General features: G+C 39.6%; 17 protein-coding genes and 3 pseudogenes. 3 read left to right on the forward strand and 17 right to left on the reverse strand.

All coding sequences use genetic code 11. From position 1 onward, the window contains the following. Nucleotides 1–99: 99 nt before the first annotated feature. The 8 genes and pseudogenes from WKU33_RS11860 to WKU33_RS11890 all read right to left on the reverse strand — a co-directional run. Nucleotides 100–546, reverse strand: coding sequence for an OsmC family protein (locus WKU33_RS11860; protein ID WP_156856363.1), 447 nt, complete (start codon nt 544–546; stop codon nt 100–102). Nucleotides 547–772: 226 nt separating this feature from the next. Continuing rightward, nucleotides 773–1810 (reverse strand): lactonase family protein, encoded by a 1038-nt coding sequence (locus WKU33_RS11865; protein WP_188856150.1) that lies wholly within the window; start codon nt 1808–1810, stop codon nt 773–775. Between the two features lie 121 nt (nt 1811–1931). Further along, nucleotides 1932–2261: pseudogene (locus WKU33_RS11870) on the reverse strand (branched-chain amino acid transport system II carrier protein); the annotation flags it as partial. A 74-nt stretch (nt 2262–2335) separates the two neighbouring features. Further along, the gene (locus WKU33_RS11875) at nt 2336–3859 is read right to left on the reverse strand and encodes a GGDEF domain-containing protein (RefSeq protein WP_340454753.1); all 1524 of its coding nucleotides are present in this window, start codon (nt 3857–3859) and stop codon (nt 2336–2338) included. 74 nt (nt 3860–3933) lie between these two features. After that, the gene (locus WKU33_RS11880) at nt 3934–5526 is read right to left on the reverse strand and encodes a long-chain-fatty-acid--CoA ligase (protein ID WP_336252723.1); all 1593 of its coding nucleotides are present in this window, start codon (nt 5524–5526) and stop codon (nt 3934–3936) included. Nucleotides 5527–5543: 17 nt separating this feature from the next. Continuing rightward, nucleotides 5544–6392, reverse strand: coding sequence for a four-carbon acid sugar kinase family protein (locus tag WKU33_RS11885; protein WP_373290795.1), 849 nt, complete (start codon nt 6390–6392; stop codon nt 5544–5546). A gap of 9 nt (nt 6393–6401) precedes the next feature. Further along, nucleotides 6402–6573: pseudogene (locus tag WKU33_RS19105) on the reverse strand (NAD(P)-binding domain-containing protein); the annotation flags it as partial. Nucleotide 6574: 1 nt separating this feature from the next. After that, nucleotides 6575–7153, reverse strand: a pseudogene (locus WKU33_RS11890) (family 4 glycosyl hydrolase); the annotation flags it as partial. A gap of 461 nt (nt 7154–7614) precedes the next feature. Between WKU33_RS11890 and WKU33_RS11895 the strand changes: the two are divergent. After that, complete coding sequence (locus WKU33_RS11895; RefSeq protein ID WP_340454755.1) at nt 7615–8061, forward strand: Hsp20/alpha crystallin family protein; 447 nt, start codon at nt 7615–7617, stop codon at nt 8059–8061. A gap of 51 nt (nt 8062–8112) precedes the next feature. Here WKU33_RS11895 and WKU33_RS11900 read toward each other — a convergent pair whose 3' ends face one another. The 9 genes from WKU33_RS11900 to WKU33_RS11940 form a co-directional block, all read right to left on the reverse strand. Continuing rightward, a complete protein-coding gene (locus WKU33_RS11900) occupies nt 8113–8514 on the reverse strand; it encodes an ectoine synthase (protein WP_188856154.1) in 402 nt (133 codons plus the stop codon). A 32-nt stretch (nt 8515–8546) separates the two neighbouring features. Then, entirely contained in the window at nt 8547–9806 is a 1260-nt protein-coding gene (gene ectB, locus WKU33_RS11905; protein ID WP_340454758.1) for a diaminobutyrate--2-oxoglutarate transaminase, read from the reverse strand. Between the two features lie 37 nt (nt 9807–9843). Next, nucleotides 9844–10410: a diaminobutyrate acetyltransferase gene (gene ectA, locus WKU33_RS11910; protein ID WP_340454788.1), complete on the reverse strand. Its 567-nt coding sequence runs from the start codon at nt 10408–10410 to the stop codon at nt 9844–9846. 786 nt (nt 10411–11196) lie between these two features. Further along, on the reverse strand, nt 11197–12867 hold the full coding sequence (gene ilvD, locus WKU33_RS11915) for a dihydroxy-acid dehydratase (RefSeq protein ID WP_188856155.1): 1671 nt from the start codon (nt 12865–12867) through the stop codon (nt 11197–11199). A gap of 177 nt (nt 12868–13044) precedes the next feature. Then, on the reverse strand, nt 13045–13719 hold the full coding sequence (locus tag WKU33_RS11920; protein ID WP_156857964.1) for a FadR/GntR family transcriptional regulator: 675 nt from the start codon (nt 13717–13719) through the stop codon (nt 13045–13047). Nucleotides 13720–13843: 124 nt separating this feature from the next. Then, nucleotides 13844–14578, reverse strand: a complete 735-nt coding sequence (locus WKU33_RS11925) for a plasmid pRiA4b ORF-3 family protein (RefSeq protein WP_340454762.1) — start codon at nt 14576–14578, stop codon at nt 13844–13846. A gap of 79 nt (nt 14579–14657) precedes the next feature. Further along, entirely contained in the window at nt 14658–16169 is a 1512-nt protein-coding gene (locus tag WKU33_RS11930) for a fatty acyl-CoA synthetase (protein ID WP_340454764.1), read from the reverse strand. Nucleotides 16170–16711: 542 nt separating this feature from the next. Further along, a complete protein-coding gene (locus tag WKU33_RS11935; RefSeq protein WP_340454766.1) occupies nt 16712–17272 on the reverse strand; it encodes a Uma2 family endonuclease in 561 nt (186 codons plus the stop codon). Between the two features lie 150 nt (nt 17273–17422). Then, nucleotides 17423–18040 carry a flavodoxin family protein gene (locus WKU33_RS11940; protein WP_336252733.1) on the reverse strand — a complete coding sequence of 206 codons (618 nt, stop codon included), beginning with the start codon at nt 18038–18040 and terminating at the stop codon, nt 17423–17425. 430 nt (nt 18041–18470) lie between these two features. Between WKU33_RS11940 and WKU33_RS11945 the strand changes: the two genes are divergently transcribed. Both WKU33_RS11945 and WKU33_RS11950 read left to right on the forward strand, forming a co-directional pair. After that, the gene (locus tag WKU33_RS11945) at nt 18471–19430 is read left to right on the forward strand and encodes an ABC transporter ATP-binding protein (protein WP_340454768.1); all 960 of its coding nucleotides are present in this window, start codon (nt 18471–18473) and stop codon (nt 19428–19430) included. Further along, complete coding sequence (locus WKU33_RS11950) at nt 19423–20943, forward strand: ABC transporter permease/substrate-binding protein (RefSeq protein ID WP_340454770.1); 1521 nt, start codon at nt 19423–19425, stop codon at nt 20941–20943. Before WKU33_RS11945 ends, WKU33_RS11950 begins: the two co-directional genes overlap by 8 nt. Nucleotides 20944–20989: the final 46 nt, after the last annotated feature.

Raw genomic sequence — 20989 nt, forward strand, 5'->3', positions numbered from 1 at the left:
CTATTCTACTCGAAAAAAATCTTGGAATCGCATTCACAATTATAATGAATTACTAGTTTCACTCACTATACCAGAGGGTTTCTTACTGTAAAAGGTGAATTATTTATTTTCAATAATAACTTTATTCAATTTCATTGTTACTGGGTTCGCAATGGTGTCACCAACGGGACAGGTTGCTTCGATAAACTCAATGAATTTTTCAACTTTTTCTCGTGGTTCGTCTGTGTCGATATGAATATTATAACGAATTTCTGAATAACCTTTACGAACATCAGATATCCCCATAAATCCGTCTGTATCAAGGTCACCTTCCAGCTCTACCCAAAGATTATGGAACGTCATATCATGTTTTCCAGCAAACGTTGCGGCGGTAATAGCTTGACAAGCACCAAGTGCTCCTAGAATCATTTCCACCGGATTCATTCCCGTATCTGTCCCGCCCAAACTTTTAGGCTCATCAACCGTAATTTCAAAATCCCTAGATTTCACCTTCACTTGAACACCTTTTTCCAGATGTGCAGTTGCTTTAAATATACTCTGGGGCATGATGATAACCACCTTTTCTTTAATATTTTTCCTTTCAATTATATTGTACACCTTTTCACATTGATAGTCTGTAGACAAATTGTGAAATATTGAACAAAAATAATGGAAAAGGTAAAAAATCAAATATAATACTTGATTTTTTACCTCGATTATCATCGGCTGGCATGTTTCCACTTTTTCTTGTCATAATTAGGAAACGTGCCAAGCTTTTTAGTTACGCAATCAATTAAGCATGCAAGAATTTAACGCAGACCGCTTCTGGTGCTTCTACATCTTTCTGCAGTAGGGTTAGTTTTCCTGTTTCACTATCTCTTTCAAACAATGTTAATGTGCCACTTTCCTGGTTTGCAGCTACAATAAATTGCTCACTAGGATCGAGTACAAAATCACGCGGCCAGTTTCCTTCTGTATGTGTATACTTAACCAGCTCGACCGAATAATCCGCTGCAATTCGGTAAACGGCGATGGAATCATGGCCTCTATTACCTACGTACACAAATTTCCCGTCGGAAGATAAATGGATTGCGCTTCCTTGGTTATTTTCCGTAAAATCTTCTGGAATTGTTGCTACATACTGGACTTCTTCAAATGATCCCGTATTCTCATCATATTTAAGCACAATAACCTCATTGCTTATCTCTGTCATTACATAAGCATAGGGAGCTGTCGGGTGGAATGCAATATGGCGCGGACCACTGCCGGCTTTTACAGTTAACACATTAACTTCTTGTAATTCATCTCCATTCGGGGAGTAAGTTGTAATCGTATCACTGCCGAGATCCACAACTACAACATATTTCTCATCTGGCGTATATCCTGCAAAGTGGAGATGCGGTTTTTCCTGACGCTCATGGGGGCCGCTTCCTTCATGAGTTACAGACTTTGGAGCCTGGATGGAGCCATCTTCGTTCGTGAGGAATGTTTCCACTTGTTTTGTATGGTAATTCGCCGCGACAACTAAACGGTTCCTACTATCGACACTCACGTGGCAAGGCGGGGCACCAGCTGTTACTTCACTGTTTAATTTTTCTAAGTTGCCATTTGAAACAGAAAAGGCCGCAATACCTCCCTCCTCACCTTCCTGAGAAACAGCATAAACATAATCATTATTATGACTTACAGCTAAGTACGTCGGATTATTCAATTTAACCGCCACTTCTACGTCTGTTATCTTTTTCTGTTCGGTATCCAAGGTGAAACGATAAATTCCTTCACTCGTTTTCTTTGTGTAACTACCGAGATAACCTGTATATTTTTTGCCCACTTAAAATTCCTCCTTCAATATTGCCAATAATTCAAGTTACATCATACACTACCATAAGCATGACGGCTTTGTCCTCTAACTAGTATTATATATCTCTACTCCCAAAGCTGTCTCGTTCAACCTAGCTTACTTTTTTATCAAGAGCCACTGTCTCCTTGTGACCTGTCACAAACCGGTCCATAACATATCCAACAATTGCACCGGCAAACGCTGGAACAATCCAGCCTAAACCTAGATCAAAGAACGGAACAAACCCGATGATTTGTCCTACATTTTCTAAAAGGAAAAAAGCACGCACAAATAAAATAGCTAGAGCAACAAGTAAAATTGGTGTGAGCAATTGTCCCACACGGTCAACTATCTTCTTAGGATTTAAAGAAATATAATAAGCAATAGCAAAAAATAATAGGGCAAACAGTATAAGCGGTCCACTACCTTCATTGGTAAAATAGGGTTGAAAACCTAATTACATACGGTATATTGGGATTTGCCGGAAGAGTAGGATAGTTGTTTCCTTTTATATTTCTACCCATACACCCGATACTGATTCTTCCCTCTTCCCTTTGACTCATACAATGCTCGGTCTGCCCGCTTGTAAATCTCACTCACGTCCTTTACTTCATCATCAACTAGCGCAATTCCAATGCTTGCTGTTAAATCAAGACCTCTTGTTTTGTAATACTCTGTTACAGCTTCATTCACTGCAGTGATAACTTGTTTTGCGACTAATTCTGCTTTATCTCGGTTCGTATTTTGAAGTACAATCGCAAATTCATCCCCGCCTAATCGATAAGCCTTCCCCTCTGAATGGATAGTCGACTGAATAGAAGTTGCCATGTTTTTCAATAATTCATCCCCATCTGCATGTCCGAACAAATCATTAACAGACTTGAAATGATCCAGATCAATCATTAATAATCCTGTTTCACCTTCACTCTCACACAAAACTCCATCTAAATCCTCTTCAAATGCCGCCCGATTCCTTAAGCCCGTCAAGCTATCATGGAACGCCATGTACATCGGACGGGACACCCATTTTGAAATAATAAGAGCGATTATAATTGTTATAACTAAAATAAATGCCAGTTGCAGAATAAATGATTCCTTGTGCCTTTTAAGAATAGATTCAAGTTCCTGTTCGTTATAAGCTATTTCAACCACTTTATTCTGTGTCGAACCAAAATCATAGCCAGAATCGTAGGGCACGTAATGATAAATGACTGCTTCGCCCTTATCGTTTAAGGTGCGAACTTCAGTAGTTTCTCCTTCAGCTAATGTTTCTTCAAAAGCGGCTCTCCGCTCCGGCGATAATTTCGACTCTTCTGCAGGATCCCCCAATGCAAGACCACCTAGATTCAGTATATTTATTTCATTAATCGATGGGTAACTTTTTTCCAAATCATGGGTCACTGTTAGGAAATTAAAATCCTTGAAAATATCCCCTTCCTGCAAGGAATAACTAAGCTCAATGATATATTCTTTATCAGGAGTCGCCATGTAGCTGTATTTAGTTATCTCGCCGGTTGCTTGAGCAATGTCCATTCCATCGTGGTAGAATGCACCAGCTTCCCTCCGAGTGTCAAGTATCTTAGCAAGCTTGCCACAACATTCATTAAAATCCATCCCGATATCATTCTCAATCGAACTATGTGAAATGACATTGTCCGGATTAATGAAATACACGTCCATCTCGTATTTCTTTTTTAAATTTTGTATATCCCACGTATCGACGGCTGGATTATTTTCATAAAGCTCTAACATTTCCCTTGTATTCGCTTTCATCTTCTCCGCTACATCGTTATCAAAATAATAATAGGCTTTATCTATTGTATTTAAGGAATACTCTACCGTAGCCTCAATGCTTTCCAATTGAAATGCATTATTTTGAATAGCCTGGTCTGATATTCTTTTATGATTGATTGTTGCAATAACAAAAGCTATTACTGCAGCAAAAATAACCATCGTAACGACTAATTTAATACGAAAGCTGCGCCACATGAAGATTCGTTCCTCCATTCCCTTTATAGAAGCTGCAAATATATAGTTCATTTGTATGATATACTTTTTAACTAGGGAATTCAAGTAGAGATGCCAGTTACTACCTTTAAAATAACAAAGACTTTCTAATTCACAAACCTTCCACTCTTACCTACTGACTCCCAATAATCATGCCGCAGCCGGACTTTTTGTATTTTTCCTGATGCAGTTTTAGGAAGCTCATCTACAAAGGTAACACCTGTAATTGCTTTAAAATGAGCAAGTTTAGCTCTAGAAAATTGAATCAATTCTTCTTCCGTAACTTCTGCTCCCTCTCGCGATACCACAAATGCGTAGGGTGTTTCGCCCCATTTTTCATGTGGGACAGCAATGACAGCCGCTTCTAAAACCATCGGATGTTCATATAAGGCTCCTTCTACTTCTATTGAAGAAATATTCTCCCCACCAGAAATAATGACATCTTTTTTCCGATCAATGATTTCGATATTTCCTTCTTCATCTACATTGGCCATATCCCCAGTATATAACCATCCGTCACGTATCGTTTTTCTTGTCGCTTCTTCATTTTTCCAGTAACCTTTCATCACCCCGTTGCCTCGAACAATAAGTTCACCGACTTCCTTAGCATTCCAAGCAACTTCTTCACCTAATTCATTAACAACCCTTATCTCTGTTCCAATCATTTGAACACCAGACTTCGCTTTTATCCGGTATTGTTCTTCTTGTGGAAGATCTTGAAAATGAGAACGAATCGTTGAGATAGTAGTTAAAGGAGTGGATTCCGTCATACCGTAGACTTGAATAAACTCCCAGCCCAATTCCTCTTCTACCCTTGTAACAAACGATGGTGGAGGCGCAGAGCCAGCAATAACCACCCGTATATTCTGGTTAAATATAGGAGTATTGTTCTCATAATACTGTAACAAAGAATTTAAGACTGTCGGTGCCATATGCATCACGGTAACCCCATGCCTTTCAATCGCTTCAACAATACTTTCAGAAGACGCCTTTCTCAAACAAACTTGGGTTGCACCGTTTGCTGTATAATAAAAAGGAGAGCCCCAACCATTTACATGAAACATTGGTAACACATGAGCCAGCACGTCCTCATCGTCAACCCTTAAATGATGCATACTCGTTAAAGCGTGAAGATAATTATTGCGATGGGTTAACATCACTCCCTTTGGATTACCAGTAGTCCCGCTCGTATAAAGCAAGCTGCAGATATCCGTTTCCTCTACGTATTCCCGCTCAAATTCCCTATTTGAATAAGAACGTAAAAACTCGTCATAGTCCCGTTCGTCACAGCTTCCGTCATGATAATGAACAATAATATCTACTACGGTATCCAGTTGATCTTTGATTGGTGCGATTAAATGATATAATTCCTGATCAATGAATAATATCTTAGATTCACTATGATTTAGTATATATAGGTAATCTTCTGATGTTAAACGGATATTTAGAGGTACCATAACTGCTCCAAGCTGGAAAACCCCATAAAATCCTTCCAACATCTCAACCGTATTTGGTGCAAGATATGCCACTTTGTCACCCTTTGTCACTCCAAGCTCGCTAAGACCACGTGATAATTGATTGACACGTTCGTTTAGTTCGCGATAGGTATATACACGATCATCATTAATGATTGCTTTCTTATCCCCGTAAAGTTTGACAGCTCGATCTAGAAATTGAGTCAGAATTAATGGTACTTCCATATTTATCCCCCTCATTATTAACAGAAAATTTTATTATCATCATAACACAACAGAAACGGCCTAACAGCATCTAATTTTAATAATTCATTCAGTTGCTGAGTTGTTTTATTTACATGGGAGCCGACGATAATTAATCCACCTGATTTCTTGCTTCCAAGGATCACCTGCTCACTGGACAATAAATCTTTATCTGAAATATGCCCAATTATTTTTGTAAAGGATGCTGCCGTCCGATATAAAAATTGCTTACCGTTTTCAATTGCTTTTGTAAGTGCAATTGAAAATACCTTTAAATCATCATCAGAAATAGCATTAACAATAACTTTATTAAAACCTTCAATTCCCATTAATTGTTCTGTGATTTTTTCAATATCTACTGCGCGTAAATCGTCAAGTGCGATATAGGTTACATCTTTCTGTTTAAATCGGCCTTGAGATTTTTCTTCCACATATTCGCCAAGATGACTTTTCGTAAAGCCAAATGTCCGATCCTTTGCAAATTCAGTTTCAGCAGCCGGAACTAATGCACCGTCTTTCTCCACGTAGTGAATGTTCTCAATCGTATATCGTCCACCTTCTTTGAAGAACGGAATGATAATTTCACCATCAGCGCTGTTTCCAAGTGTTGCATTAATCGTTTCTGTTTCAAGCGGGAAATGTCCCCGAAGCGTAGAATCACTTCTACTAATAATAAGAAAAGGCTTATTAAATTGCTTCGATACTCTTTGAACCCGATTCGTAATATCTTTATGGACCTGCTCCGTCTTCTCTTTTGAAAATGCCCGTGAATTCGTTAAAATAAAAAACATTTTCTCATCCGATTGGAAACCATCTAATATCGACGCTTCATCCCAATTTGTATACACATGAATACCGCCTGACTTACTTGCCAAAACAACCGCTTCGGATAGTGCAGCTATATTTACGTTAACAATAATTTGATTTGCCAATTTCAGCACCATTGTCACCTACATAAACAATGTTTTCCCCCATTGCTTCAAAAAGCGGCCGAACCTTATTAAAATGTTCCTCCGCACCTCCAGCCATGAATTCGTTCTGGCTCAACACCTAATTGGTCGGCAATCCCCATTTTCATTCCGACTGGGACATTACATAGACCGACGATTTTCTTCCAATTACTATGGCGGAGAACTGCTTCCGTCACCATTCCTGCTGGGTTGGTGAAGTTAATTAGCCATGCGTTCGGACAGAGTTCTTCCATATCTTTAACGATATCTAAAATAACTGGAATCGTCCTTAAACCTTTGAATAGTCCACCTGGCCCATTAGTTTCTTGTCCAATTACACCATATTTTAAAGGAATACGTTCATCTTTCGCACGCGCTTCCAGTAAACCGACACGTAACTGGGTTGTTACAAAGTCTGCATTTTTCAATGCCTCCCGGCGGTCTAAAGTAAGATGTACATCGATTGGCAATCCAGCTTCTTTAATCATTCGCTTAGCTAAGTCACCAACGATTTCCAGTTTCTCTTTTCCTTCCGGGATATCGACTAACCAAAGCTCACGAACTGGCAAACTAACATACCGCTTAATAAACCCTTCGACTAACTCCGGAGTATAGCTTGATCCTCCCCCTATCGTGACAATTTTAACGCCTTTACTCATAAAATGACCTCCTAATACTAAAACCTCTCATTCTTCCTTTGACAATTGATTCCTTATGCATACATAACGGTTTCGGCAATAAAAAAACCCGAACTGTATGAAAACGCACGTACAGCGCTTCCATATCAATTCAGGTTATGCCCAATTAAGGTTACATCCCTTAAAATTAAGTTAACTTATTTAATCACAATTATAATTTACCATACTTTATGGTTAGTGTCAACGTTTACATTAAAAAATTACTCCACAGCCCAATTTCCATTTTTTTACTTAATCTGTTATACTAAGGCCTGTGTCTTGCCGGCACTCTACTATTAACTCCCCACTCTATTTATTGATTCAGCATCAATAAATAGAGATTGAGAGAGCCGGCAAGGCACATTTTGTTTTTCTCGGATGTTTAAACATTGGACAAGAGGGTATACATATATTGGAATAAATGATTTAAGGAGGAATGGAATATGTTTGATCTAAGACCGTACAGCAACAGAAGTCAGAATATGATGGAGCAATTTTCGAAAGCATTCGAGGATATGTTCAATCGAGACTTCCTTCCGTCTGGCAAGAATCATTTTCAGTCACTCAGAACAGACATCACGGAAAGCAAGGATGCTTACGTCGTGCAAGCTGATCTTCCAGGATTCTCCAAAAATGACATTCAAATCAATTTAGAAAACAATCAGCTTACCATCCGGGCAAAGCGTGATGATCAGATGGAAGAACGGGATGAAAACGACCGAGTGATCCGCCAAGAACGCCATTTTGGAGAGTTTGTGCGCTCCTTCTACGTAGAAAATATCGATCAGGATAAAGTGGAAGCTAGTTTGGAAGATGGTGTCCTGAAAGTTAAGCTGCCAAAAGCAAATCCGGATGATAGCGGCTCAGCGAAACAAATTGAAATTAATTAACCCTAAAAAAGGAAGGGAGATTCGAAAAAATTCCCCTTCCTTTTTTGACGTTTATTTTTGAATATCCTCCAATGTCAACGCCGGATAAATCCCATCCTCATCATGCGTTTCTGTCCCGACAAGCGGTGGATTAAATACGCAAACCATGCGCATGTCTGTTTTCGTACGTACTTCATGTTTGTCATTTTCATTCAGTACGTAAATCGTTCCTGGCTTCAGCTGCCAAACTTTACCGGTTTCGATCTGCTCAATCTCCCCTTCCCCTTCTATGACATAGACAGCTTCGATATGATTTTTATACCAGAAATAGTTTTTCGTACCGCCCTTAATTACCGTATCATTTACACTGAATCCTAATCTATCATGTGCGGAAACAAATCTGCGGCTTCTCCAATTCCCATCTGCTACATCATCTTTCGTCCCTACAATATCTTCAAGTGATCTTACAATCATGTTTTACTTCTCCTTTTGCGTCTATTTTAAAATTAAGCAAGTACATGCTTGATACTAGCTTCTAGAATTTCTAATCCTTTGCTTAACCCTTCTTCATCTATTATTAATGGAGGAAGGAATTTCACGACTTCATCTTTCGGTCCAGATGTTTCGATGATTAAACCGCGCTTGAATGCTTCAGCACAAATTTCTTCCGCAAGTCCATCGACATGCACTGCGATCCCTTGCATCAGTCCTCTCCCCCGCGCTTCAGCCTTTAATTCTGGATATTTTTCAACAATGGATTCGGCAGTATCTTTCAAGAAGTCTGCACGCTCCATAATATTTTCGGAAAAATCATCTGTTTCCCAGTAAGTTAACGCTTCTGTTGCAGCGAGGAATGCCAGGTTGTTTCCACGGAATGTTCCATTATGCTCACCTGGTGTCCATTGGTCATATTCCGGCTTAATCAATGTGATTGCCATCGGTAGGCCGATTCCGCCAATTGACTTAGACAGGCAGACAATATCAGGGTTAATTCCAGCTGGTTCGAAGCTAAAGAATGTTCCAGTTCTTCCGCAACCCGCTTGCACGTCATCAATAATCAATAGAATATCAAAACGTTTACAGATTTCCTCGATTCTTTTCAGCCACTCCATCCGAGCAGCATTAATGCCGCCTTCCCCTTGCACCGTCTCTAGAATAATTGCAGCCGGCAAATCAACACCAGTACTGCTTCCTTCTAAATAACTTTCCAAATAGAGAGTCGTGTCTTGATCATCAACGAATTGATCAAATGGCATTGACACTGTGTGGTTTAACGGAATTCCCGCACCCTTTCGCTTCGTTGAATTACCTGTTACGGAGAGAGACCCGATCGTCATGCCATGGAAAGCATTTGTAAAACTGATGACCGTTTCACGTCCTGTTACTTTTCTCGCAATTTTAAGTGCGCTTTCTACCGTGTTTGTCCCGGTTGGACCTGGAAACATAATTTTATAGTCGAGGTTTCGAGGTTTAAGGATGGTTTCCTGAAACATTTCAAGAAACTTCTTTCGCGGAGTCGTTCCCATATCGAGGCTATGCAGAATCCCATCATCCTGTATGTACTCGATTAATTTATCTTGCATCGTATCGTTGTTGTGCCCATAATTCAATGCACCCGCCCCGGCAAAGAAATCAATATACTCATTTCCATCTGTATCCCATAATCGATAGCCCTTCGCTTTTTCAAAAACCGTCGGCCATCCGCGGCTGTAACTCCTTACTGCTGATTCCAATTCTTCAAAAGTTTTCATTTTCTCGTTATCCATTACTGCAGTTGTCAAAGTACTCATCCCTTATCATTTTTTATTTATTCACAGGCCCTATTCTGTAAAGCCATTCTTCTTCATGAGTTTCATCTTCAGCCTCTGGAAAGATTTCCGATTCAAAGTATTTACTGATCTTATAATTGGCTTGATGTTTCCTCGCAAGACCAATAAATAAATTATTCGAAGCTGTATTCGACGTTGTTACAGTAGTTTCAATATACTGAATTTCTTCGCAAGACTTACGCTCTAAAAGCTGATTCAGCATTCGAGTTGCCAACCCTTGTCCCCGCTGTGATGCGTGAACAGCGACCTGCCAAATAAATAATGTGTCGGGATTATCCGGATGAATAAATCCAGATACAAATGCAACAGGCTTTCGAACATAACCTCTCTCTTCAATCGCTACAATGGATGTCTCGGAAAATATCTCACACCACATAATATAGCTGTAAGAAGAATTCAAATCGAGGTTGCTAGTCTGCTTAATCAGTTCCCAAACAGCTGCCCCATCTTCCTTGTTCGGTTTCCTAAAAAGAAGTTCCTTTTTAACAATTGGCTTCTCAGCCGTTTCTAACGTTTTAATGCTCCCACCACCTAATTTAATTTTTAATTTTCATTCTTTTAAAGCTTAACGTTAATAAAAAGTTACGTCAAAACGGATAAAACAGGATATAGTGGGATTAAACATGGTTAAGCTGGATTAGCTTACTGTGGCCTATAGATGTCTATAAATAACTGGTAAATAGTTGCTGATTGTCTGCATAACTGCGGATTCTGTTTTTCGTCTTCATTAAAAAAACAAGATTGGTGCTTGATCTAGAGCCTTTTATCGGGGCATTTAATTTTGTTTGATATTTTTTGTAATGTTTTCTTATCGTTAGCTGGTGCGGGACAATTGTATATCATAATGGTGCTCCTGCAGTCCATACTGTAGTACAGCCTTAAAAATTTCACTTGACTGCTCTTGGTCCAAAAGGAAGAGCTCCCCCAATCTATCATAGGTACCTCTTTACGTTATAATTCATTTGGTATTTAAGTATTTGCACACCCTCGTTTTTAAATAACCATCCAAATTCGATAAAGTTCGGCATTTTACGATTGATGACAGCATTTAGGAAGTGTATTAACCACTTCACCTCGTTTAAATAAGAGCTTTATCAGTGGAAATTAGAAAAGTTCATCCATCTATTACGTGACATTGGGGTCGGAACAATTGTCTCCCGGGATGGGGTAAGTTTTTTATCGGGGGAGTGTGTGAATTCCTTTAGTTGTTTAAAAAATTTGGTTAAAAAAGAGGAAATAAACATTTGGTTTCCAAGAGACCAAACGTCTATTTCCTTAGGCTTTGATGCTTTACGATTAATCCATTAAGGTAATTTATTGCATCAAACTATATACTCATTACGCCACCTTTAGATGCATTAGTTACCAACTTCGAATACCTTCCTAACCATCCTTGTTTAATCTTCGGTTCGAATGGTGGCAGGTTTTTCTTTCTTTCTGCTAAAACTTCATCTGTTAGGTCAACGTTGATTGTACGATTTGGTAGGTCAATCGTAATCATATCTCCGTTTTCAATTAATGCAATTGGGCCACCTTCTGCAGCTTCAGGTGAAATATGTCCGACTGAAATTCCGCGCGATGCACCGGAAAATCGGCCGTCTGTGAGAAGTGCAACAGATTTACCAAGTCCGCGTCCCATTATAGCAGAAGTTGGAGCGAGCATCTCCGGCATACCCGGCCCGCCTTTGGGTCCTTCATAACGAATAACGACAACATGCCCTTCTTTTACTGTACCGTTATCAATCGCTTCTTGCGCTTCATCTTGTGAGTTAAAAACAATGGCTTCACCAACAAACACTTTAATGCTCGGGTCTACCGCACCAACTTTAATGACGGCACCCTCTGGCGCTAGGTTACCGAAAAGGATCGACAGTCCACCAACTGGGCTGTATGGATTGTCTTTCGTACGAATAACTTGATCATTAGTGATTTCATAATCGCTAACAAGCTCCCCCATCGTTTGGCCTGTAATCGTCAAGCGTTCAGGGTGCATGGCGCCTGGAGTCTTCGTTAGTTCATTAATAATCGCACTGACGCCACCTGCTTTGTTTATATCATCCATCGAGATGTCGGATGCAGGCATGATTTTTGCAAGATATGGCACGCGTTCTGCGACTTTATTAATCTCTTCCAACGAATACTCAATACCGGCTTCATTCGCAATTGCTAATGTATGTAAAACTGTATTGGTGGAACCACCCATTGCCATATCCAATGCAAATGCATCATCAATCGCTTCTTTTGTAATCAGGTCACGAGGTTTAACGTCTTCTTTCACCATGCGCACGAGATGTTTAGCAGCTTCATAGATTAATTCTTTCCGCTTTTCACTTGTGGCGACAATCGATCCGTTCCCAGGAAGTGCAAGCCCTAACATTTCCATTAAACAGTTCATCGAATTGGCTGTAAACATTCCTGAACAAGAGCCGCATGTCGGACAAGCATTTTGTTCGATGAATTCGAATTCTTCTTCTGACATTTTACCAGCTTTCACCGAACCAACACCCTCAAAAACGGATGTTAATGATAAATTCTTCCCATCTTGGCTAACCCCCGCTTCCATCGGTCCGCCGGAAACAAAAACAGAAGGAACGTTGGTACGAGCCGCTGCCATTAGCATTCCGGGTGTGATTTTATCACAGTTTGGAATGTAGAAGACACCGTCAAACCAGTGAGCATTAATGACCGTTTCTGCACTGTCAGCAATTAGTTCCCGACTTGGGAGAGAATAACGCATTCCAATATGTCCCATAGCAATCCCATCATCGACACCGATTGTATTAAATTCAAATGGAATACCACCGGCTTCATAAATCGCATCTTTTACGACGTCAGCAAATTCACGCAAGTGCACATGTCCTGGAATAATATCAATATAAGAGTTACATACCCCGATAAATGGCTTTTGTAAATCCCCGGGTTTTACTTTTCCAGTCGCATATAAGAGACTGCGGTGTGGACCACGATCAAGTCCGATTTTGATTTTATCACTTCTCATTTTATTCACCCTTTAAAAAAATTTAAATATTATTTTTATTTTAAATGTTGAGTTGTCTGCTGTCAACAACGTTGTATGACTTCGTTATGAACTTTAAAGCGTTTATAAAGTGAAGGATTACAGACCGTTAATGGGTAATAAAAAATAAGAACCCCTATGACTTCAATCATAAGAAGTTCAATCCAATCCCAGTGCTTTCATCGCATGTAAAATATGAATCTTCATTGCACTTCTTGCCCCTTCTGGGTTGCGGTTTCGCATAAAGTCCATAATCATACGATGATCACTGATTGTATCTTTAATCGCCATTTCTTTTTCATTCGTTAAAATAACGCCTTTTGCAATCGCTCGTTGAATGACAGGCATTAGTCTTTCCATAAATGCATTGTGTGTCGCTTTCACAATGCATTTATGGAATTTATGCTCCACTTCTGTGCGATCTTCGTTGTTTTTTACTTTTTCTTCTATTAATAAACCATAATCAATAATTCGTTTTAACTCGGCTTCACTCGCTCGAATCGTTGCAAGGTAGGCAACCTCTGGTTCAAAGATGAGACGGATTTCATATAAATCTTTCGTGTCGATTTTAGCATCGGCAAGGAAGCTTAAGGATTCGATATTGTTGATGTCAACGTCATCTTTGACATATGTACCTTTTCCACGGCGGATTTCTAAAATGCTGTTTGTCACAAGAATGCGGATTGCTTCCCGTAACGTTGTCCGGCTGATATCAAGTTCTTCGGATAGCTCGATTTCGTTTGGTAGTTTATCTCCTGGTTTAAAACGTTTTTCTATAGAAATCATCGCAATAATATCGTCTGCAATATGGTCAGATAATCTTTTTTGAACCATATACTTTATCACCCTGTTTTGTTTTCTTACTAGTATAGCATATAGGTTATAAAAGCAAATTTCGATAAGTGACAGGAAGCAATAAAAGTTTTATGATAAGTAAGAAACATGCGGAATCGATTTCTTATTTCTTTCTATACTTATCATTAACCACCACATACCCAACATGGTTAATCTTATCCCACTCTGTCTTCTTGTAATTGAGCATCTTAAGCATGTGATTAATCCATTCAAAGTCATATTCTCTAAAATTGAAAGAGTCCGCCCAAGCTTTGGTATCTTCATGATCAGGATGATTTGGATTCCTGTAAATTTCAAGAAATTCATAAAAATTGTCCATCCCGCCCACATCTTCAGGTGGCGCAGTTCCCGCTCCATCCAGAAGGGTAGGATAACCAAAATAGTAATCATCGACTATTTTTTCAAGTTTAATTGTGAAATTCCAATTATCGCCGTAATCATAGACATAGTTAATTTCTTTGTATTTTTCCAAGTATCCATCAATTTTTAAACCACTAGGTTTCCGAACTTCTGCCTGCTCCCTCCCTTGATATTTTTGCTCGAATACCCGCATATTATCTGGCATTGTCTCTAATCGTTTTTTGAAAACAGCCTTGTTCTTTTTATAATTCTGATACTCCAGATATGCTTCTTCATTATTCGTTACTTTTATATTTTCTTCTATCAAGTTAAATTCATAGAGGTGATAGCCATCTGAAGGATAGCCTCCCTGAAAATTGGTCACAGTTTGGATCGAATCATGCAATCTTTTATAAGTTGCGTCCGCTGGCATAATGACGCTTCTCCAAATTAATGGATTGGATTCTTTTAGTTCTATAGTTATAATATATGCTTTCATTTTGTTGATACGCTCCTTGCTTGATTCTATTATTAGTGATTGTATCATCACCTCTCCCTCGCCTATTAATAGAATTTAATTAGTTCCGAGAATCTGCAACAACACGCAATTGCCGCTTCAGTATCTTACCACTAGCATTCCGCGGCAATTCCTCTACTATTTCCACTTGTTTCGGAACTTTGAAGTTCGCTAAATGAGCCCTTACATGCTCGAGGATTTTTTCTTTTGTAATCGGAGCTTTTACAACGACAAAGGCAGACACTGCTTCAATCCACTTTTCATCCGGCACACCGACAACAGCAACTTCAGCAATCTCAGGCAGCTGATAAATACAATCCTCAATCTCCCTTGAAGCAACAAGCACCCCACCGGTGTTAATAACATCCCTCACACGATCAACCACTTCGATAAAGCCATTCTCATCCTGCTTAACGAGGTCACCAGAGCGGAACCATCCATCGACAAAAGCATCTTCTGTAGCTGCGGGCTTGTTCCAATAACCAAGGCAAAGTTGAGGAGAGCGGTAAGCAATTTCACCAAGTTCACCGATTGCGACACGATTACCCTCTGAGCCCACGACTTGTGCCTCAACGAACAATAGAGGTCTGCCTGCTGAACCTGGATGGTCTGCATGCTCTTCTGGACGCAGGACCGTACAAGCTGGCCCCATTTCAGATTGGCCGAACACATTATAAAAACCGAGTTTCGGCAAATGATTTTGCAACCTTTCAAGAATTGGTCCAGGCATAATCGAAGCACCGTAATACGCTTTCCGCAGCGTATCAAGCTCACGAACGGCGAGATCTGGATGATTCGCTAAGGAAACCCAAACGGTTGGTGCGGCAAAGAAGGAAGTAATCGCTTCTTGTTCCATCGTTGCGAGCACCTCTTCTGGAACTGGTGCAGGCAAAATCTTATTCCAGCCCCCCACCATTAGAGCAGGCAGCAAGAACACATGCATCTGTGCTGAATGATAAAGCGGCAAACTATGGAGCGCCCTGTCCGACTCCTCAATGTCCAACCCTTGAATACAACTCATATAATGGTAAATCAAAGCACGATGTGTCATAATCGCACCCTTTGGATCAGACGTTGTCCCCGACGTGTAGAGAAGCTGCGCAACATCTGTATCTTCCACAGCGAACTCATCATCCTGCAAGCTTTTATCATCGTCACTCAGAGCCCACGTAAGGATTTCTTCTTCAAAAAGCAAAACACTCCGATCACGATTTGACTTCGTTTTAGTGATTGTCTCTGCTAATTCACGGTCAGCAAAGATAAGAACCGGGCCCGAATCGCTAAGAATATAGTCAAGCTCATCTCCATGTAATTGAAAATTTACTGGGACATGGATGGCGCCTAAACGGGCGGTTGCTAAGAATAAAAGTACATACATATCGGAATTTCTTCCATAAGCGGCGACACGGTCCCCTTTTGTAACACCTTGTCCATGCAAGCCCTGCGCAACACGTGTAACTGCTTTATCCAGTTCTAAGTAACTCCATTCCCTGTCATCAAAAATAATAGCAGTGCTCTTTGGGACACGCGCGGCTGTACGTCGGATCGTTTCAGCTATAGTGCTTGTTCTCACGGTTCATTCATCCTCTCTAATTTGGTGGTAGTTTAATAGCATAATAATAAAATCTCATCAGGAACTACAGGTAAGACTTTTTCTCTGTCCACTACAAGAGATTGCCCCATAATACTGAACTTCTTCGGATGCAAAGAAACAAACTGCCACTCCAATATCCTTTAGTTCACCACAGGGATTCTGTCTGTTAACCTAAACATATTAGTTAGTTTGCTCTTTTAGCATTAAAAATAGAAACTTTTTTACCATTATCGGATCGTTCGCAGACTTTTTTCCAATCGTTGCAAGGTCGACAAATTTCGCTATTATTTATTATATTAGTAATTCAACCCTCGAATGCTGTATGTGTGACTACTCTGAAAATTACAGGTAAATGTTCACCTATGTTCCGATGGAGTGGTATGGACCAAAAGAAGAAGAGATAGAATCTACATACTACATGAGAAACAAAGTAAGTATATATGTCACTCAGTTGCTCACCGTCAAGAATAGCATCCCTCCCCTTAACACATTAGACACGAGATATCCTCTCCAGCCTATATTTAAAAAATCAAATCTAAATCGATGAACAAATCATCGAATATATTCACCTTTACTTTATCTTGCTTTGAAAATATTCCCTTTTTGACAAATTCCTTGTTCTCCAAAAAATAAACTTCAACTAAATCATAAGCTGGATCCACTATCCAATACTCTTTAACACCACTATTTTTATAGCGATTAAATTTTGTCACCTTATCTTTTTGAGCAGTTGACTTAGATAATATCTCAATAACTAAATCTGGAGCTCCCGCAATATGACTTTCTTTCTTTTTACTTTTATCGCAAATAACAGAGATATCTGGACGAACCCACTCTCTTATTTTCGTAACGTCCTCTAGACCCTCTAAGGAAACATCAATTTCAGGTATCACTTCGCACTTCTTCCCACGTAGATAAATGTTAAATTCTGTTACGAGTTCCTTTGCAATTGTTTGGTGCTTCACACTTGGAGAGGGGGACATATTATAAAGTTCGCCATCAATTATTTCGTATTTTATATTTTCATCTATGCTTAAATATTGATCATAAGTTAACATATTATCTTCTTTTCTTAAAGGCATCGTTTTCTACCTCCTCTTGTATAGTATACTACACTTTATTTTCATTTTATTCTACACAATTTAAAGTTATCTTCTGCCCTCCTTCATAACAACAAATAACCCCCAAAGATATTCGTTCTAACCTTTGAGGGTCAATCTCCAAAATTTCACTTACTCACTCACATTTCCCTCCGCAGGGATCGGATTATCCTTCAGTATCTTCGCTAAGTGAACAAGATTATGACTTGCAATCTGTGCATTTTTTTGTGTGAATTCATTATTTTTACCTTTTGCTTCAATGTAAGATGGACCTGGACCGGCATCCCCCACCCAGTAGGACAGTGGATTAGGTGGCAAGGAGAATCCAAAATGTCCTAAGCTGAAGAGAATATCTCTCGCCGCATGTTTGGCACCATCTTCATTACCAGTCACTACAGCCCCAGCAACTTTATTATAGTAGACGGGTTGTCCTTTATCATTCGTTTCAGAACCAGATCCACTAATTCGTTCCAGAACCATTTTGGCAACACTACTCTTTTCACCAATCCACAAAGGTGTCCCAAAGAGTAGAATATCAGCATTTTCTATTTTCTCCGCAATTACTGGCCACTCGTCCCCATCGCCCATATCGGCCTCAACGCCAAATGCTATATGATAATCTACTACTCGAATCGTTTCTGTTTCTATTTGTTTTTCTCTAAAGACATTGATGAACTCTTCTAACAAAGCATCAGTATTGGACACTTCATTAGAGGGTTTTAGGGAACAGTTTAAGATTAATGCTTTCACAAAGACACTTCCTTTCTTATATTCTATAGTTTCTGTTCCCTATTTTCTTACTGTATAATCGTTTTTAAATCACTCCATTTGACAAAGAAACTTCCGTAAACGTTCTGCTGCAAGACAGTCAGCTCGATCTCCCTGGGGCTGGTAGCAATCATTTCCATCCGTACAGGCATCTCCTCAACTGGACGGTAAATAATTCTGAGATTAAGCGATTTTGATTATATGCGTTAACAGATTTTTATATGCCTTTATCACACACACATAAAACAACACATGAAATTATCGACTAATTCTCTCAACGACAGATTAGGCACCTGCCTGATTCATCACTAGCTGACAAAATCTGCCCCCTTTTTCATTGAGCTTTCACCAAACTCCCATTACACTAATATAAAGTCAACCCAACCCCTATACAGAAAGGATAATTTTCCCAATGATTTCTTTTGAAAATGTTTCAAAAAAATATAATGGCGACACGCCTGCAGTAGATTCCATCAACTTTACAGTTAATAAAGGGGAATTTTTTGTATTAATTGGTCCAAGTGGCAGCGGAAAGACAACGACATTAAAAATGATCAATCGCCTCATTCCTCTGACAACTGGAACCATTTATATGAATGGAAAAAGGATCAGCGACTATAAAATAGATGAACTTCGCTGGAATATCGGTTATGTTTTACAGCAAATTGCGTTATTTCCCCATATGACGATAGAGGAAAATATTGCAATCGTTCCCGAGTTAAAACAATGGAACAAAGAAAAAATCCGCAATCGTGTAACTGAATTATTGGATATGGTAGGTCTTGATCCTACTATTTACCGGAACCGGAGACCTGATGAGCTTTCTGGCGGCGAGCAGCAACGAGTTGGCGTTGTCCGTGCTTTAGCAGCCGATCCGGAAATCATCTTAATGGACGAACCATTCAGTGCATTAGACCCGATCAGTCGGGAAAAATTGCAGGAAGATATCATTCATTTGCAACGTACCATTAAGAAAACAATTGTATTTGTTACACATGATATTCAAGAAGCATTGAAACTAGCGGACCGGATTTGTTTAATGAAGGCAGGGAAAATCATTCAGTTAGGTACACCCGAAGAACTAATAAATAATCCAGCGAATAACTTTGTCCGGGATTTCGTTGGAAGCGCCAGTCATCCGGGGACAGATTTTGATTTAGAACAATTTATTCATCCCCTTCCGAATCTGACAGGACAGGAAGCTCCAACTATTTCCACTTCAGCTACATTGGCTGAAGTGTTAGAGCGGTTATCCAACCATGATTCCCTTTCCGTAGAAAAAAACGGAGTTCCGATTGGTGTTGTGAATCGGCAAATCATGATCGATTATTTCTCCCAACATTTAACGAAAGGGGGAAATAATGATGAATAACTTGATCGAAGTATTCCAAAACCGCCAGCATGAACTATTTCAAGCGCTCATCGAACATATTCAGATTTCGTTTATTGCGCTCTTTTTTGCTGTCTTAATTACTGTACCACTCGGTATTTATTTAACGAAAAAGATTCGTTTTGCTGAGAGTATTATTGGGATTGCTGCGATGCTGCAGACGATTCCTTCCTTAGCATTACTCGGACTGTTCATTCCATTGCTAGGGATTGGTAAAATTCCCGCTATTATTGCCTTAGTAATCTATGCCTTACTTCCTATTCTTCGCAACACGTACACTGGAATTAAAGAAGTGGATTCCTCTTTAATTGAAGCGGCGATGGCAATGGGAATGAACACAAGGAAAAGATTGTTGAAAGTGGAATTGCCGCTTGCAATGCCAGTGATTATGGCAGGAATTCGGACGGCGATGGTATTAATTATTGGAACTGCAACCCTTGCTGCATTAATCGGAGCAGGAGGTTTAGGAGATCTGATCCTGCTTGGAATCGATCGAAATAATTCCGCACTTATTTTACTTGGAGCAATTCCAGCAGCAATACTTGCTATATTATTTGACCTCGTGTTACGCGGCATCCAAAAACTTTCGTATAAAAAGACACTCGTTACAATTGGGATCATCGTTATCTTCACTTTCGGTGTCTCCGTGATTCCCAATTGGTTCGGTGGAGACGAAGAAGCAATTGTAATTGGGGGTAAATTAGGTTCCGAGCCAGAGATTTTAATTAATATGTATAAGATTCTAATAGAAGACGAAACCGATTTGAACGTAGAATTAGAACCTAGCCTTGGGAAAACAACTTTTTTATTCAATGCTTTGGAATCAGGAAATATCGATATTTATCCAGAGTTTACAGGAACGGCAATAACGCAATTTCTAGATGAGACCCCAGTAAGTAATGATAAGGAAGAAGTATACGAACAGGCCAGGTCCGGCTTACTAGAGAATAACGATTTAGTCTTGCTAGAACCGATGGATTATAATAATACGTATACATTAGCTGTATCTAAGGCCTTTGCCGAGGAGCATAACGTAAAATCAATCTCTGATTTACAGGGATTAGAAAACGAGGTAAAAGCCGGATTCACTTTGGAATTTACGGATCGCGAAGATGGGTATGTTGGTATTCAAGAACTTTATAATCTCGAATTCCCTAATCTCGTAACAATGGAACCGAAGCTGCGTTATACGGCGATTGAGCAGGGAGATATTAATGTATTAGATGCCTATTCTACTGATAGTGAGTTGAGACGCTATAATCTTACCGTATTGGAAGACGATCTAGAATTATTCCCTCCTTATCAAGGTGCCCCTTTGCTGAGAAGTGAAACGCTCGAGGAATATCCTGAACTGGAAGGTATCTTAAATCAGTTAGCCGGGAAAATAACGGATGACGAGATGCGGGAGATGAATTATCAGGTGACTGTCGAAGGAAGAAGTGCTGCGGAAGTGGCGCGGGAGTTTTTAGAGAATGAAGTGCTCCATACAAACTAAAGCAGAAAATCGGTTTCTTCACTGTTAGAAACCGATTTTCTATGTA

This window comes from Oceanobacillus sp. HCA-5259, from assembly GCF_037892815.1.
GTDB lineage: Bacteria > Bacillota > Bacilli > Bacillales > Amphibacillaceae > Oceanobacillus > Oceanobacillus indicireducens.

Coding starts and splice junctions, on each gene's coding strand:
- WKU33_RS11860 (WP_156856363.1), bottom strand. CDS start 546: ATGCCCCAGAGTATATTTAAAGCAACTGCACATCTGGAAAAAGGTGTT.
- WKU33_RS11875 (WP_340454753.1), bottom strand. CDS start 3,859: ATGAACTATATATTTGCAGCTTCTATAAAGGGAATGGAGGAACGAATC.
- WKU33_RS11880 (WP_336252723.1), bottom strand. CDS start 5,526: ATGGAAGTACCATTAATTCTGACTCAATTTCTAGATCGAGCTGTCAAA.
- WKU33_RS11895 (WP_340454755.1), top strand. CDS start 7,615: ATGTTTGATCTAAGACCGTACAGCAACAGAAGTCAGAATATGATGGAG.
- WKU33_RS11900 (WP_188856154.1), bottom strand. CDS start 8,514: ATGATTGTAAGATCACTTGAAGATATTGTAGGGACGAAAGATGATGTA.
- ectB (WP_340454758.1), bottom strand. CDS start 9,806: ATGGATAACGAGAAAATGAAAACTTTTGAAGAATTGGAATCAGCAGTA.
- ilvD (WP_188856155.1), bottom strand. CDS start 12,867: ATGAGAAGTGATAAAATCAAAATCGGACTTGATCGTGGTCCACACCGC.
- WKU33_RS11920 (WP_156857964.1), bottom strand. CDS start 13,719: ATGGTTCAAAAAAGATTATCTGACCATATTGCAGACGATATTATTGCG.
- WKU33_RS11925 (WP_340454762.1), bottom strand. CDS start 14,578: ATGAAAGCATATATTATAACTATAGAACTAAAAGAATCCAATCCATTA.
- WKU33_RS11935 (WP_340454766.1), bottom strand. CDS start 17,272: ATGCCTTTAAGAAAAGAAGATAATATGTTAACTTATGATCAATATTTA.
- WKU33_RS11945 (WP_340454768.1), top strand. CDS start 18,471: ATGATTTCTTTTGAAAATGTTTCAAAAAAATATAATGGCGACACGCCT.
- WKU33_RS11950 (WP_340454770.1), top strand. CDS start 19,423: ATGAATAACTTGATCGAAGTATTCCAAAACCGCCAGCATGAACTATTT.